The 15,050-nt window shown below is 44.4% G+C and carries 16 protein-coding genes; 4 read left to right on the forward strand and 12 right to left on the reverse strand.

The window, feature by feature from the left end; genetic code table 11:
• Positions 1-36: 36 nt before the first annotated feature.
• On the reverse strand, positions 37-468 hold the full coding sequence (gene arsN2 / locus ABIB39_RS14310; RefSeq protein ID WP_354430843.1) for an arsenic resistance N-acetyltransferase ArsN2: 432 nt from the start codon (positions 466-468) through the stop codon (positions 37-39).
• A gap of 48 nt (positions 469-516) precedes the next feature.
• Positions 517-2,292: a tetratricopeptide repeat-containing sensor histidine kinase gene (locus tag ABIB39_RS14315; protein ID WP_354430844.1), complete on the reverse strand. Its 1,776-nt coding sequence runs from the start codon at positions 2,290-2,292 to the stop codon at positions 517-519.
• Positions 2,293-2,449: 157 nt separating this feature from the next.
• Here ABIB39_RS14315 and ABIB39_RS14320 point away from each other — a divergent pair, with 157 nt between their 5' ends.
• Together ABIB39_RS14320 and ABIB39_RS14325 are read left to right on the forward strand one after the other, a co-directional pair.
• Positions 2,450-2,872 carry a secondary thiamine-phosphate synthase enzyme YjbQ gene (locus ABIB39_RS14320; RefSeq protein WP_354430845.1) on the forward strand — a complete coding sequence of 141 codons (423 nt, stop codon included), beginning with the start codon at positions 2,450-2,452 and terminating at the stop codon, positions 2,870-2,872.
• Positions 2,873-3,069: 197 nt separating this feature from the next.
• The gene (locus tag ABIB39_RS14325; protein WP_354430846.1) at positions 3,070-3,396 is read left to right on the forward strand and encodes a pentapeptide repeat-containing protein; all 327 of its coding nucleotides are present in this window, start codon (positions 3,070-3,072) and stop codon (positions 3,394-3,396) included.
• 17 nt (positions 3,397-3,413) lie between these two features.
• On the opposite strand, the gene ABIB39_RS14330 is transcribed toward ABIB39_RS14325, so the two are convergent.
• Genes ABIB39_RS14330 through fdhD form a run of 3 tightly spaced genes read right to left on the reverse strand, consistent with a single transcriptional unit; the run spans position 3,414 to position 6,929 of the window.
• Positions 3,414-5,726: an FdhF/YdeP family oxidoreductase gene (locus ABIB39_RS14330; RefSeq protein WP_354430847.1), complete on the reverse strand. Its 2,313-nt coding sequence runs from the start codon at positions 5,724-5,726 to the stop codon at positions 3,414-3,416.
• Entirely contained in the window at positions 5,726-6,076 is a 351-nt protein-coding gene (locus ABIB39_RS14335) for a DUF7009 family protein (protein WP_354430848.1), read from the reverse strand. Before ABIB39_RS14335 ends, ABIB39_RS14330 begins: the two co-directional genes overlap by 1 nt.
• Complete coding sequence (fdhD, locus tag ABIB39_RS14340; RefSeq protein ID WP_354430849.1) at positions 6,054-6,929, reverse strand: formate dehydrogenase accessory sulfurtransferase FdhD; 876 nt, start codon at positions 6,927-6,929, stop codon at positions 6,054-6,056. Before fdhD ends, ABIB39_RS14335 begins: the two co-directional genes overlap by 23 nt.
• Before the next feature lie 98 nt (positions 6,930-7,027).
• Here fdhD and ABIB39_RS14345 point away from each other — a divergent pair, with 98 nt between their 5' ends.
• Both ABIB39_RS14345 and ABIB39_RS14350 read left to right on the forward strand, forming a co-directional pair.
• Entirely contained in the window at positions 7,028-7,270 is a 243-nt protein-coding gene (locus tag ABIB39_RS14345; protein WP_354430850.1) for a MoaD/ThiS family protein, read from the forward strand.
• Positions 7,271-7,690: a molybdenum cofactor biosynthesis protein MoaE gene (locus ABIB39_RS14350; protein ID WP_354430851.1), complete on the forward strand. Its 420-nt coding sequence runs from the start codon at positions 7,271-7,273 to the stop codon at positions 7,688-7,690. It abuts the gene before it with no gap.
• A 58-nt stretch (positions 7,691-7,748) separates the two neighbouring features.
• On the opposite strand, the gene ABIB39_RS14355 is transcribed toward ABIB39_RS14350, so the two are convergent.
• The 7 genes from ABIB39_RS14355 to ABIB39_RS14385 form a co-directional block, all read right to left on the reverse strand.
• Entirely contained in the window at positions 7,749-8,801 is a 1,053-nt protein-coding gene (locus tag ABIB39_RS14355) for a ThiF family adenylyltransferase (RefSeq protein ID WP_354430852.1), read from the reverse strand.
• Positions 8,791-9,972 (reverse strand): NTP transferase domain-containing protein, encoded by a 1,182-nt coding sequence (locus ABIB39_RS14360; RefSeq protein WP_354430853.1) that lies wholly within the window; start codon positions 9,970-9,972, stop codon positions 8,791-8,793. The genes ABIB39_RS14355 and ABIB39_RS14360 overlap by 11 nt, the downstream gene beginning before the upstream one ends.
• On the reverse strand, positions 9,953-10,432 hold the full coding sequence (gene moaC / locus ABIB39_RS14365) for a cyclic pyranopterin monophosphate synthase MoaC (protein WP_354430854.1): 480 nt from the start codon (positions 10,430-10,432) through the stop codon (positions 9,953-9,955). Before moaC ends, ABIB39_RS14360 begins: the two co-directional genes overlap by 20 nt.
• A 74-nt stretch (positions 10,433-10,506) precedes the next feature.
• Positions 10,507-11,700: a molybdopterin molybdotransferase MoeA gene (locus tag ABIB39_RS14370; protein ID WP_354430855.1), complete on the reverse strand. Its 1,194-nt coding sequence runs from the start codon at positions 11,698-11,700 to the stop codon at positions 10,507-10,509.
• A 12-nt stretch (positions 11,701-11,712) separates the two neighbouring features.
• Positions 11,713-12,702, reverse strand: a complete 990-nt coding sequence (gene moaA / locus ABIB39_RS14375) for a GTP 3',8-cyclase MoaA (protein WP_354430856.1) — start codon at positions 12,700-12,702, stop codon at positions 11,713-11,715.
• A gap of 87 nt (positions 12,703-12,789) precedes the next feature.
• Complete coding sequence (locus ABIB39_RS14380; protein ID WP_354430857.1) at positions 12,790-13,968, reverse strand: aldose epimerase family protein; 1,179 nt, start codon at positions 13,966-13,968, stop codon at positions 12,790-12,792.
• Positions 13,952-15,034 (reverse strand): glycoside hydrolase family 43 protein, encoded by a 1,083-nt coding sequence (locus ABIB39_RS14385; protein ID WP_354430858.1) that lies wholly within the window; start codon positions 15,032-15,034, stop codon positions 13,952-13,954. Before ABIB39_RS14385 ends, ABIB39_RS14380 begins: the two co-directional genes overlap by 17 nt.
• Between the last annotated feature and the right edge of the window lie 16 nt (positions 15,035-15,050).

Genomic DNA, 15,050 nt, shown 5'->3' on the forward strand with positions numbered 1-15,050 from the left:
AGATACACTAACAACCAATTAGTTACAAAGATTTTACTATAGCGATTTTTGCATAGCTGTTGCAGATTCCGGGCATACCTGAGTAAATTCTGAAGATCGCTTAACAGGATCGGGAATGTCCATCCGGGCTATATGCTCATATCCTTTATTTTCAAAATAATCTTTCGCTGTTTCGGTCAACAGATAAATTGCTTTAAGGCCGGTTTCGGATGCTAAGGCCTCTATCCTACTCAATAGTTGCGCGCCTATGGCTTTATTGCGGTAAAGCTCATTTACCGCTAAAGATCGTAACAGACCGTATTCGTCATAAATTTCCAGGCCCGCTACACCAACAACCCGGTTATCCTGAACAGATACAAAAAAGTTTTCTAATGTATCGGGCAGATCACCCGTAGGCAAAATTGTTGAGGTTAACAGATTTATCACTTCATTTCGGTAAGGCTGTGCCGGTTTAATTTCTGTGTTCATATATATTAAGCAACTTGAGCAATAGTTTTGTTTGAGCAATAACTTACCCTACGAGGCAATGTTTATTAAAGGCAACTCGATAACATAGGTAACGCCTTTGCCTGGTGTAGTATCGATATCTAACGAGCCGCCAATGTAAGCGATGCGCGATTCGATGTTTTTTAAGCCCAGGCCCTTGCTGGTTTTAAACAATTTGTTTTTATCAAAACCAACACCGTCATCAACTATCATCAGCGTTAGTTCGGTATCGTGGTTTACCAGTTCAATGTGGATGTTCTTAGCATAGGCGTGCTTAAATATGTTAGAGATAATTTCTTGCACGCTACGGTAGATCATCAGCGTGGTTGTTTTATCAATGGCGATATCATCGGTATTCACCCATTCGGTATAGATGTTTACCAGGTCTTTATTATTCAATCGGTGAATGAACTCCTCGATAGCTTCCCTTAGATTTTTATTGAGGATGTAAGGCGGCATCATACTATGCGACAGGTCGCGCACCTCTTTTATCGAGTCGTCCAGCATTTTTAGGGCCACCCCTCCATCGTCTTCGAGGCTGGTATCTAATTGAGAAAACTCCAGTTGGCGGCGCGCACTGCAAAGCAATTGGCCAATACCATCATGTAGTTCGCGGGCAAGGCGTTGGCGCTCATTTTCTTCGGCATTCATAATAGCCTGGGTGCGCAGATGCTCTTCCTCCAACATCGCCTCGCGGAAACGGGCTTGTTGTTTAATGCGGTAGCGATTATAACCTAAATAAAATATAGCAGCCGAAAATATCATCGTAGCTAATAATGCGTAAATACCGATCCGGTTGCGGCTTAACTCTGCATTTTGTTCTTTTGATTGCGCGATAAGCAGTTTGTTTTGCTGCTCTTTCTTTTCACTTTGGTATTTGGTCTGCAACTCCTCAATATCTTTATTCCTCTTGGCGTCCAAGGTTTTTTGGGTCATCTCCAAGTAAGTGTTTTGCGCTTCAAAAGCTTCTTTATACTTGCCCAGCATTTTATAACTGGTTGCCAGCTGGTTAAAAGTGTAAGTTTCCAGTTCGTTATATTTTAGATTCTTCGCCTTTTTTCCTGCTTCAATAAAGTACTTTACGGCATCTGCAGGCTTTTTTTTCTTAAGGTATAACTCGCCAATATTGTTGATAGCTATCGCCTCCCCTGTTTTATCGCCCACACCTGCACGTAGTTGTTTGCTTTCGTTCATGGCTTTTAGCGCGTCGTCATATTTGCCGGTTTCAGATAGTGCAGATGCAAGGTAGTCTAAGCTGTATGACATCCCCACCTTGTCATTAGCTGTTTTATAGATGCCGTAGCTCTTGCGGAAATATACCGCTGCACTATCCATTTTACCTGCATCTAAAAACATCAATCCACGGTTATTAATTGCCGTACCTAAACGTGTTTTATTTTTAATAAGCAGCGAATAAGCTACAGCTTTTCGGCTCATTTCATCTGCTACTTTAAGCTTTTTTAGACGCAGATATAGTATCCCCATATCCGAGTAAAGTTCGGCAAGGCCGCTGGTGTCGTTTACTGCCTGATACAAATTTTCGGCATCTATATACCAACGCAGCGTTTTATCATGATTGCCTGATAGGTAGTTACCCATCCCTATCATAAATGCAGCTTCGCCCTGTAGTTTTACTTGCCTGGTTGCTTTTGCCCTATCGTATGCCTTGGTAGAAAAAGCGATAACCTTGGCGTAGTTGTTGGTTTTATTAGCCCGCGCCGAATCGAGTAACTGGCGGATGTTTTGTGCCGATGTGCTAAGGCAACCAGAAATAATAAGTAGTACAGTTAGGGGGATACGGTACATGGCGACAGTTAATATTGACTGAATGTAAATATTATAAACCCCTGATAACCTTTTTATTATCAAAATACTACATATGTAGTATATCAAAAAGCGCGATTTTATCTTTTTAAGAACCTGATGCCCCCTCGGCTTGTATTATTATATATCTTGGTACCGTATGAAAATATTTCAGCAAACGCTGGACATCCCACAAAAACGGCGGGGTTTCCATATCATCACCTACGAAGTCTCAAACGCATTGCCCGAATTGGCGCAGATAAAGGTGGGCATTTGCCAGGTATTCATCCAGCATACCTCGGCATCGCTCAGTATCAATGAAAACGCCGACCCAACGGTGAGGCAAGATTTTGAAATGTATTTCAACAAGGCTGTACCCGAGAACGACCCCGATTACCGCCACGATGATGAGGGACCGGATGATATGCCGGCACACCTGAAGGCGGCGATGCTTGGTTGTTCGGTTCAGATCCCTATCCGCAATGGCAGGCTGGCACTTGGCACGTGGCAAGGGATCTATTTATGCGAACACCGTAATCACGGCGGCACCCGCAGATTAGTGATTACCGCCTGGGGCGAATAGAGCTTTGAAAATTATTTTATGACGAAAAAAGTCGTTTATTGCCTTGTTTTTGGCGCAATTATACCGTGCATACTGCGGCATTTTTGTGACCTTTATACTGATTAACAAAAAATATTGTAACGGAATTAGTAGAGATCATAAACACCCAAAAACAGCTGAACGTTTACGAGGCGCTCCTTACAAACTCAACCATCCGCATGGCATGTATAAACGGGATGGTGATGGACAATGTATCAGCAACCGGGCTTAAAATAAGTGATGCAAACCTCAGCGACCTTGAAATAAACGGCGCGCAAATGGGTGGTGCTAAAATACATAACGTTGGGATGCCACCAGAAGGCCACCCCAATTATGATCCAAACGCCAAACAACGCCCGCTTAAGTTTAACGACTGTAATTTAGAAGGCAGTGCAATTGCCGATTGTAATTTAAGCGGGGTGGCAATCACAAATTGTAACCCTAAAGGCATGACCATTAATGGTATTTTGGTGGACGACATGTGGGGAGCGTATAAGAAAAGATAAATTCTTGATAACATGTTTTAGGTATGCTTCTTTATCTTTATAATAACCAACTTACTTGTAGGGCAATTGCTTTTCTCTGCTACGCTGTTTATTGGCACTAAAACGTTTCCTTCGGGGTAATAGGTTGCAGTATTACGTTCCGGGATATCATAAGGCACTATGATGAACAGACGGGCAACACGTTCAATATCATCGTGATGATTGAAAAGGTCTACCTTGTCACCCTGCATCAAACCGGCTTTGGCAATATCTTTGGGGTTCATGAATATCACCCTTCGTTCATTGTGGATGCCGCGGTACCTGTCTTCCATGCCATAAATTGTAGTATTAAACTGGTCGTGGCTACGTATGGTGGTCATCATGTATTCATCATCAGCAAGCTTATGCTCCGTTAGCTGCGTGATGGTAAATGGTGCTTTATCTTTAAATTTCTCGGTCTTGAATTTACCTTCCCGTGCGGCATTGGGCAAGTAAAAACCGCCGGGCAGGCGTACACGTTGATTGTAGTTCTCAAAGCCCGGTATAACCTTGCCGATCTCATCGCGGATAGCATCATAGCTGTTGGCAAACTTGTCCCAGTCTATAACCGTACGATCCGCCAATGTCGCTTTAGCCATTTCGCAAACTATCTGCGTTTCGTTAAGTAACTCTTCAGACACCGGTTTCAAAATCCCTTTAGACATCTGCACCACCCCCATTGAGTTTTCGCAACTAATGAACTGGTCTTCGCCGTTTATGACATCCTTATCGCTGCGGGCAAGCGTAGGCAGGATAATGGCTTCCTCGCCATGTACCAAATGGCTGCGGTTAAGTTTGGTGGATACATGCACGCTCAGTCCCAGTTTGCGCATGGCCGCGGCTGTAAAAGTAGTATCCGGCGTAGCGGAAAGGAAATTACCGCCCATGGCGAAAAACACCTTCAGCTTACCCTCTTGCATAGCTTTTATTGATTCCACGACGTCAAAGCCGTGTTTGCGCGGAGGTTCAAAGCCATATACTTCTTTTAGTTTATCAAGCTGCTTTTTATACGGCTTATCGTATATCATCATGGTACGGTTGCCCTGTACATTGCTATGCCCACGAACAGGGCACAATCCTGCACCCGCTTTGCCGATGCTCCCCTTTAACAACGTAAGATTAACGACCTCCTTAACTGTGTCTACCCCGTTTTTTTGTTGAGTGATGCCCATTGCCCAGCAGATGATAATCCTGCTTTTATGTTTGATAAGGTCGGTGGCTTGTTTTACTTGTTCCAGAGGGACACCTGCAGCTGTACAAAGCGCCTCTACATCAAAATGCTTTACTTTCTCAATAAAATCATCATAACCAACAGTATTTTTAGCTATAAATTCATTGTCGAACACTTTGCCTGGTTCCTGCTGTTCCGCATCGTACAAAAGCTTTTCTATCGCTTTCAATAATGCCATATCGCCGTTTATCTTAACCTGCAGATACACATCGGCCAATTGGGTTTTGATGCCCATAATTCCTTTTGCCGTCTGCGGATTTTTAAAACCCATCAACCCTGCCTCGTGCAAAGGGTTAACAGCGATAATTTTGGAGCCTTTATTTTTTGCCTTCTCTAAAGCGGTAAGCATCCTGGGGTGGTTTGTGCCGGGGTTTTGCCCCATAATGATAATCACATCCGTATCGTAAAAATCATTCAGAGTAACGGTTCCTTTGCCTATGCCGATAACGTCAGCCAGGCCTACGCTGGTAGATTCGTGACACATATTGGAGCAATCGGGCATGTTGTTGGTGCCATACTCACGCACAAAAAGCTGGTAAACAAAAGACGCCTCGTTACTGGTACGCCCCGAGGTATAAAAGGCCGCTTCGTCTGGCGAGGCGAGGCTATTTAGCTTATCACCTATTTTATGAAATGCATCGTACCACGTTATTTGCTGGTAATGAGTGCCACCTTTGGGTAGATACATAGGCTGCGCAATGCGACCTTTTTTGCCAATTTCCATATCATCCAGCCTTGCCAGATCGGCAACCGAATTTTGGGCGAAAAAGTCAGGTGTAAGTTTCTTAGTTGTTGCTTCTTCTGCTAACGCTTTAGCGCCATTCTCGCAATACTCAGCAATTGGCGAGCGGTCGTCGTCAGGGTCAGGCCAAGCACAACTGGAGCAATCGAACCCACCTTTCTGGTTCATTTTAAATAAGGCCCCGGAGCCACGTAAAGCACCTGTTTCTTCTAATATATCAGCAAAAGCAGCCGTTACAGCAGGGATTCCTGCCGCCCATGTTTCGGGCTTGGTAACCTTTAAATGATGCAGCTTTTCGGGGTTCTCTGCCGCCGGTTGCTCTTTGGTTTCTTTACTCATCACTTTGCCGCTAAAGGGTTAGGGTAATTATCGGTTTGATCTTCTGCCACCTCGTCTAAACAAACAAAGTCTTTCTCCACCAGCAACTGCGTGCCATCTCGCATGGCGCTAAAGCCCACCTGCTCGGTGTTTGTCCATTCGCCGGCTATTTTGTTAGGCACTAACAACGTAATTATATTGTTTTTGAAAGATGCGGAAAGGTTCTCCTCTGCGGGGCGTTGCAAGATATAAATAAGCACGTCGTTGCCTATTTGTACCTTTTCTTTAAAAATGCCATCCTGAGCGAAAGCCGCGACTTCACTGCGGGTAAGCCTATATCGTAATCCGTTATTTTTGATCCTGATCTTCATAACTGGGTATTAAAATGCGCTGGGGCGCGTTATAAATATTAAAGCGTGGCCCGCGTAAAAAGCCGGCAAGCGTAATGTTAAATTCTTGAGCTAATTGAACGGCCAAACTTGATGGCGCACCAACCGCGGCAATAATATTGATGCCCGCCATTGCAGCCTTTTGCACCAACTCAAAACTGGCCCTGCCGCTCAATAATAGCACCGTATCGTTTAGTGGAAGCTGATGTTCTTTGATGGCTGCGCCGATCAGCTTATCCAACGCATTGTGCCTGCCCACATCTTCGCGAAGAAAAAGCAATTCACCACTTGGAGTGAATAATGCCGAAGCGTGTAGTCCGCCGGTATAGGCAAATACCTTTTGATGATCTCGTAATTTTCCAGGTAGGGTTATTAATATTTCTGTTGAGATAAAGTTACCATTCGTTTGTATATCAGTATGATTACTTACTGTACGTATAGCATTTATTGAGCCCTTGCCGCAAACCCCGCAACTGGATGTCGTGTAAAAATTGCGTTCGGTATTTTGCAGGTTTGGAAGGACGTTTTCTGATAGTGATATCTGTATCACATTCTCGCGGTTCTCCGCGCATGCTATAAAGCAATGTTCGGCTGTTTGTATGGCAGATATACTTTTAATGATACCCTCGGTGAAAAGGAAACCTGTCGCCAATTCTGCATCGTTACCGGGAGTGCGCATAGTTACCGATATGTTTTGGATTTTACGCTCGCCTGCCGGGCCATATTCCAGGCGAATCTCTAAAGGTTCCTCGATAGCTATCGCATCCGAAAAGTCTTCGGAATCGCTATCTGTCACCCGGGTAACCTGTAAGTGCTGTACAGCATTGTTGGCCATAATCAAATATACAATTCAGCAGTAAAGATTGTTCGGTTAATTTCGCAACCAAATTGTGTAAATGCAGGTTATGAACAAGATTGTTGCATATTTGCATCATGGAGATAACGGTGCTCGCATTCGGCATTGCCAAAGATATTTTCGGGGGGCCATCTATAACGGTTGATTTAGCCGCGGCTGCTACCACTGCTGACTTAAAAAGCAGTTTAGAAACGCAATATCCGCGACTGAAAAAGCTTGCCAGCTATATGGTTGCCGTAAATAACGAATATGCAGAAGACGGCGGACTATTAAGACAACGTGACGAGGTGGCGATTATACCACCGGTAAGCGGAGGATAAATGCAAACCCAAATAGAAATACATTCCGAACCTTTAAACACCCAGCAATGCATTGACTGGATAATGTCGCCAGAATCCGGAGGGATCGATGTTTTTATTGGGACGGTGCGTAATGCTACCAAAGGCCGCACGGTATTAAAACTTGAATTTGAAGCATATAAGCCGATGGCGATCAAAGAAATGCGAACGATAACCAAAGAGGTTTTGGAGCAATGGCCGGTACAAAGGATACTTATCCACCACCGGGTGGGTACACTACAAATCGGCGAGATACCGGTAATTATCGCAGTATCTGCCGCGCACAGGGATGCCGCATTTGAGGCTTGCCGATACATCATTGATACCCTAAAACAAACGGTACCTATCTGGAAAAAGGAGTTTTTTGACGATGGCGAGGTTTGGGTAGCTGCGCATCCATAGTTGTGATCGTGGAATAACTGCGCCCTTGCCCGTCGCTACGCTCGTCGAAGTGACACAGTTATCGGTTCCACCCTCCCAATCCACCTTCCAACGAATACGCTTTTACTCCCGGCAATTTCTGTAGAAGTAATTTAATAGCTTCCGCGCTTCTTTTGCCTGATGAGCAATAAAATACGTAAGTTTTGTCATCCTGAAATTCATCGAGGTTATCTTCTAATTCATCCAATTCGAAGTGCATGCCGCCGATGTTGTATTCGTCACGTTCCTGGTCGGTGCGAATATCTACTAATTCGAGCGTACGACTTGCTATACCTTGTTTAGTTTCCGCAGCAGAAATGGTCGGGATTTCTGAATGCTGCGCCAAAGCGGAGATCTTTGTTTTAGTTGATGCACCAAGTTTAATGATGCGGCTTTGCATAGTTTGGGCGTCAAATATCAAAACTTTTCGTGTAAGTGCTTCGCCTGTGTAGGTAATAAGCTTAATTACCTCATTAGCTTGCATACAACCAATTATCCCCGCCAGTGTAGGTATTACGCCTCCCACTGCGCAATTTGGGATCTGTGCAGCATCTACCTGTTGATATAGATCCCGATAGTTAGGCGATGATGTACCATCCGGGTTCTTTGTATTCCAAACAGCAACCTGCCCTTCATATTGATAAATAGCGCCGTAAACCAAAGGCTTGCCTAAAATCACCGCGGCATCATTGAGTAAATATCGCGTTTCAAAATTGTCGGTACAATCAACTATAACATCGTAGTTGTCAATTATTTGAATTACGTTATTTGAAGTTGTTTTATCAGTAAACGGTATCAACCTCACATCCGGGTTTTGCTTTTGCAGGCGTTCGCAAGCTACTTCGGCTTTTAGTTTCCCTACGTCATCCGGGCCGTATAAAATCTGCCGATGAAGGTTACTTACTGATACTGTATCAAAATCGGCAATGCCGATGGTGCCTACTCCACTTGATGTAAGGTATTGCGCGGCAGGGCAGCCTAAACCACCTGCACCTACAATCAGCACTTTTGCCTGTTGCAACAAAGCTTGCGCGGTTTCGCCAAAGCCGGGCAAGGCCAACTGGCAACTATATCTCAACAGATCAGGGTGCATTGTTGGTAGCTGTTTTTTGATGGAGGAAGCGTTTGATCCTCTCCAGTTCTTCGGGTGTGTTTACGTTTGCCAACGCCTCCTGGTCAGGCGCTATCAGCACATTAACATCGCTGTTAATAAGCACCTTACGCGGACAAGAATATCCCTGTGCTAAAAATTGAAGTAAAACAGGATAACTTTTTGGCTCATAAATAGTTATCAATGGTTCAGGAAAGTCTTGATAGTTACTTTGATATGCGGTTGCAATGGTTGCCATGTTGCGGTTATCAACCAAATACTGTATCACATTCGCATCCACCAAAGGCAGATCGCATGCAACAACCAGCCATGCTGCATCAGGCTGATCGCGAAAAGCTGAGAGGATAGCACCGTAAGGCCCAAGGCCGGTAAAGGTGTCGGGCAAGGTTAAATAATCCGTATCGACCTCTTTTTGCTGTTCCGCATCCCGGCAAGAAATATATACCTGATCGCAATGCTTTTTAAGCAGATCGGCCAGGTGATAACGTTGCTCCTTACCGTACCAATTTAATGTCCCTTTATCAGTGCCCATACGGATGCTTTTACCTCCGGCCAATACCAGGCCGTTTAATATGGGCTTGGTTTGTTGTAGTTTTTCCCTGAAAAAGTCTATAATTCGAAGCGTATCAGTATTCAAGCTCAACACAGGTATCTTTTCCCAATTAGGGATAGCATCTTTTATAAAATCAAACACACCTTCTGCATTTTCTGCAAAAAGAAAAAGCTGCACATTGGTAAGCTGCCCTTCCCGCTTTTGCAGCGATGCTTTCTTGTCTGCATCAATTATTACCACCTGCGCCTTACCTCGCTGATGATTGCCATTTACCAAAACCAAGTCCATAGCCGAGAATAGCTCCCGCTGTTTAAAAGCCGTTAATGGAGCTTTATAATTAAGCTGAGCATGATTTAACTGATCAGTATATTCTAAGGCCGCACCGCTTGCCAATTTGCCCGGCAGGGCTACCATATCATCGTTATGTGATGTATCCGCGTAAGCGCATTCATATTGCGGCGTAAGGGCGGTTATTACCTGATTGGCCAAAAACTTGATAACCGTGCATGGTCCGCCCATTATCGCCCATTCGTTACGGGCAAAGTTGCCATTAGCCGGCCGTGTTATATTGGTGTGTTTTTTATGTTCGTTTAAAGTCACGCTTACCCCCTGTTTTTGAGATCAGTTTGGTTTCTTTTATAACAATGTCGTGGCTTAGAGCTTTACACATATCGTAAATGGTTAGTGCTGCAATAGAGGCACCAACCAGTGCTTCCATTTCTATCCCTGTTTTAGCGCTGATGCTTGCCGTGCATTCAATAACCACTTCATTGCCGGCAGATAACGCAATAATAACCTTGCAGTTATCCATCCCCAACGGGTGACAAAGCGGGATCAGATCACCTGTTTTTTTTGCAGCCATAATACCGGCGATAATTGCCGTTTGAAACACGGGGCCTTTTTTGCTATGTAATTCGCCATCTGCCAAAAGCTGTAAAACCTCATCTGGCAAAACCACAATACTTTGCGCGGTTGCCGTGCGGTGTGTAACCTGTTTTTCGGAAACATCCACCATTGCTGGGTTATTGTCTTTATCTAAATGACTAAATTTTGATTCCACTGATACTAATTTTTATCGCAGCGTTGTTTAAATGATTTCACCGTTGCGTTTAATTATTTTACACAAATCCCGGTTCAGAAGTTCCACACCTTAAATACCTCTCCCGCTTTAAACTCATTGCGCTCTAACGGCAGTTCCATAAAGGCGTCGGTATCTGCTAAGTTAGCAAAATCGCCGGAGCCATTGCCTTCTATCGGTGTGGCAGATAATATCCCCTGTTCTGTAAAATTAAGCTTTACCTGTAAGAAATATTTTAATGGTGGTAAAAAGGTATAATCCCTGGCAAGTTGGGCATACACAGGTTGCTTTGCCGGTAAGCCGAGTGTTGCATTTAACCATAACAGGAAATAGCGGTGCACGCACATAAACGTAGCCACCGGGTTACCCGGGAACGCAAAAACAGGTACACCATTATCATGCCTGCCAAACCAAAAGGGCTTGCCCGGGCGTTGCTGCACTTTATGAAACAGCTTTTTCACCTGCATACCCTCAAGTGCCTGCGGGATGTAGTCAAATTTACCCATGCTGATGCCACCGCTAAGTAGTATCACATCGTAGTTTTGCAGGCAATGGGCTATTTGCTGTCTGGTTATTTCGGGATCATCCGGGATGTGAAGCATATCGGCATCCAATCCGCATTGTTTTAAGATGGCTTTAACTGTATAATTATTCGACCTGCGGATTTGGTATTCGGATGGGCTATCAGCTACATCCACCAATTCATCACCCGATGATATGATCATCACCCGCGGCAATTTTTTAACTAATAATGTTGCTTTACCAACAGATGCCGCCAGGCTTATAATAGCCGGGGTTACCTGCTGATTAGTAGCCGCAACAACCTCGCCGTGCCTTTTATCTTTCCCTTTTGAATGGACATTTTGGTATTGCTTTACGTTGTTAACCCGTAGTTTGGCAATTCCGTTTTGTATATCCAGATCCTCGTAGCGGATAATAGTATTAACAGTTGATGATAAGGCTGCCCCGGTCATGATCTCGATACATTCATCGGGGCTTTCAATATCCACAGGTTGTTCGCCAGCTGCCTGGGTTTCTTTAATTTTGAAAATGTTTATCCCCTCTTCAATGGCTTTATAGGATATCGCGATACCATCCATGGTTACGCGGTTGTAAGGTGGCAGGTCTCTGTCGGCTTTAATATCCTCCGCTAAAACATAGCCTAAAGCCAGCTCAAAAGGCACGGTTTCGGTACCGTAATCATTTAATTGGGCAAGTACTATATTTTCGGCTTCTTCTACCGTTATCATATTGTTGAGTTATTAACCGCCGATTGTAGCCATCGATTCATGGAAGTTCGGGTTCTCTAAACGTTTACGTTCGGCTTCCCAGCCATCTTTTTCGCGCACATTAAACGCTTGCCTTAATGTGGCCTCGATTTTTATATCATCCATACCCAGGCGCATCAGATCTTTAATATTAAGCACCCCATCATCGTATAAACAATTCTTAAGCGTGCCCTGCGGCGTTATGCGGATGCGGTTGCAGGTGCCGCAAAATGTACGCGAATACGCTGCTATGATACCTACGCTGCCCTGATGCCCCGGTATTTGGTAGTTGTATGAAGTTGAAAATTGCGGGTCGGCCATTTTTTGGATCTCCGGGAAAGTTTTTCGGATCTCATCAAAGATCCTTACATAATCCCACACGATACCGCTATGGCTGTGCCCGTCGCCATTAAAAGGCATTTCTTCAATAAAGCGGACACTCACCGGCAAGTCTTTGGTTAATTGCACCAACGGGATGATGTCCTGTGTGTTTTTCCCCTCCATCACCACGGCATTTATCTTTACCTCGATATCGTGTGCTAATAAGGCGTGCATGGTTTGCATTACACTGGCAAATTCATCACGGCGGGTTATCGTAAAAAAGCGGTTCGCATCCAAGGTATCAAGGCTCAGGTTAACAGACCGCACGCCTATCGCTTTTAATTCGCTTACATGTGGCGCGGTTAAAACTCCATTTGTTGTTAAACTAAGCTCTTTTAAACCGTCGAGTTTTGAAAGAGCGGTAAGCAGCTGCATAATATCCTTACGTACAAAAGGCTCGCCACCGGTAATGCGGATCTTTTCGATCCCCATTTTTACCAATAACGTACAAGCCTGCAGCATTTCTTCGTAGGTCATCAGCTCCTTTCGCGATAGCCAGTCCAATCCCTCCTCGGGCATGCAGTAAAAGCAGCGCAGGTTGCAGCGGTCGGTAACGGCCAGCCGCAGGTAATTGATCTTTCGCCCGTGGTTATCTAAAAGCATTTGATAGTTTAAACGTAAAAGAGACGCGATTGTCGCGTCTCTGGTGCAATTTAAATAAAGGACGCGAAGTATTACGCCTTTAGGAAGTTATTTTACCACCGAAAACTTGTATATCGATTGTGTTTTATAGGTCTGGCCAGGTTTTAATTCTGTCGACGGGAATGTTGGTTGATTTGGAGAATCCGGGTAATGCTGTGTTTCCATTGCAAAGGATGTACGGAACTCATCCTTCTTGCCGCCTTTCATCGCGTTTTGGCTCTGCATAAAGTTACCGCTGTAAAACTGCAAAGCGGGCTCTTCGGTAAATACTTCCATCTTGATGCCGCTTTTGTCGCCAATAACGGTAGCGATGGGTGTGGTGATATCGTGTTTGCTTAGTACAAAGTTATGGTCGTAACCTTTACCGTCTTTTAGCTGCACATTTTCAACGTTGATGCGCTCACCTATTTTGGTGGCCTTTGTAAAATCGAAAGGTGTACCGGCAACTGCCTCTACTTTCCCAGTCGGAATCAATGTGCTGTCAACAGGGGTGTAATTATCGGCAGCAATTTGTACCAAGTGATCTAATATAGTACCACTACCTTCTCCATTAAGGTTAAAAAACGCGTGATTGGTTAAGTTTACTACGGTCGACTTATCTGTAGTGGCCGAGTAGCTAACCTTCATAGCGTTATCGTCAGTTATCTGATAGGTAACTTTAACATTAAGGTTACCCGGGAAACCGCCTTCCATATCTTTAGCTAAGTAACTTAACTCTAAAGTTGCGCTGTCTATCTGTTTGGCATCCCAAACCACTTCCTGGAAACCCGGGTGGCCGGCATGTAGCGTGTTAGGTCCGTTGTTCGTAGCCAGGGTATATTCCTTACCATCTAACTTAAATTTACCTTTAGCAATGCGATTGCCGTAGCGGCCAATAGTTGCGCCGTAATAAGGTTCTTTAGAACCTATAAAACCGTCTACACTTTCAAAACCCAAAACCACATCAGTCGGGTTGCCATGCTTATCGGGCACCAATAAGCTTACAATACGGCCGCCATAATTGGTTACCGCGGCTTCTACCCCATTTTTGTTTTTAAGGATATATAAATGCGCTTGCTTGCCATTGATGTTTTTTTCGAAAGCGGCTGCAGATGGTAATTTGGGTGTAGCTGTTGTACTGTCGGTCATGGTTGATGTAGTTTTTTTAGCAGATTGGTCGCAGGCTGCAAATAGCATGCTGCCTGCAAGCGCGAGCGCCAAAGTTGGTTTATTAAATGTGTTTCTCATAAAATTTATAATTATTGGTTTTTTTTTTGCTTTGCGATGGTATGGCTAATACTATATTTTCTTTAACCGGCTCACCAAAATTTGGCGACCCATCTTTGTTCCAGGTAAATTTTTGCATTCTTGGCGAACGGAAGCCTCCACAGCCCTGCCCCGGTTTTGAATTTGCATGATAAATGATCCAATCTTCCGTCCCATCCGGAGATTTGAAAAACGAATTATGCCCCGGCGCATACACTCCATTCTTAATTGAACTTTTAAAAACCGGTTTTGTTGATTTTTTCCACGACCGCACATCCATTAAATTGCTATTGGCTGATGCCGTGAGCATACCAAGGGCATAAAAATCTGTCCAACAGCCGCTGGCCGAGTAGATAAGAAATAGTTTATTGCCGTGCTTCAGCACCTCGGGTCCTTCATTCACATTTACATGCGGCGGGTTGCTGTTCTTGCCCAGATCGCCAAATTTTTCCCAATCATAAAGCGGACTGGAAATCTTGACCCGTTTACCGTCTATTGTCCATGGGTTTTTCAATTTTGCAATGTAAATATCCTGTTGGCCGTTATAGTCGCCCTGCCATCCCGCCCAAATCATGTAAAGCTGGCCTTGGTGCGTAAACACCGAACCGTCGATTGCCCATTTGTTGGTATCGTCGCCCACCTGGCCTTTAAACGTCCATTCGCCTTGCAGCGGGTCGGGCGATGAGTTTTCTATCACATACATGCGGTGGTGGTTGTTGTCGCCATCGTCGGCAGCAAAATACATGTACCATTTACCTTTTAAGTAATGTAGTTCGGGTGCCCAAAGCTCTTTTGAATACTGCGTTGCTGCTGGCGGTACCCAAACTGCTTTGCGCTCGGCAGCTTTTAGATCGGCCATATTTTTTGTTCTCCAAAGCACCAGGCTATCCCGCGAGGTGTTTGTGTAATAGTAATACCCACCACGGTATATTACCCAGGGATCCGGGCCCGATGATTTTAACGGGTTGGTAAATGTTTTTTGCTGGCTTAAGGCCGGTACTGCATGCAATATTAAAATTGTCAACAATACACTTAAAGTTTTTCTCATAGGTTTAACATTATAG

The sequence above is a fragment of the Mucilaginibacter sp. UYP27 genome, assembly GCF_040547175.1.
In the GTDB taxonomy this organism is placed as follows: domain Bacteria; phylum Bacteroidota; class Bacteroidia; order Sphingobacteriales; family Sphingobacteriaceae; genus Mucilaginibacter.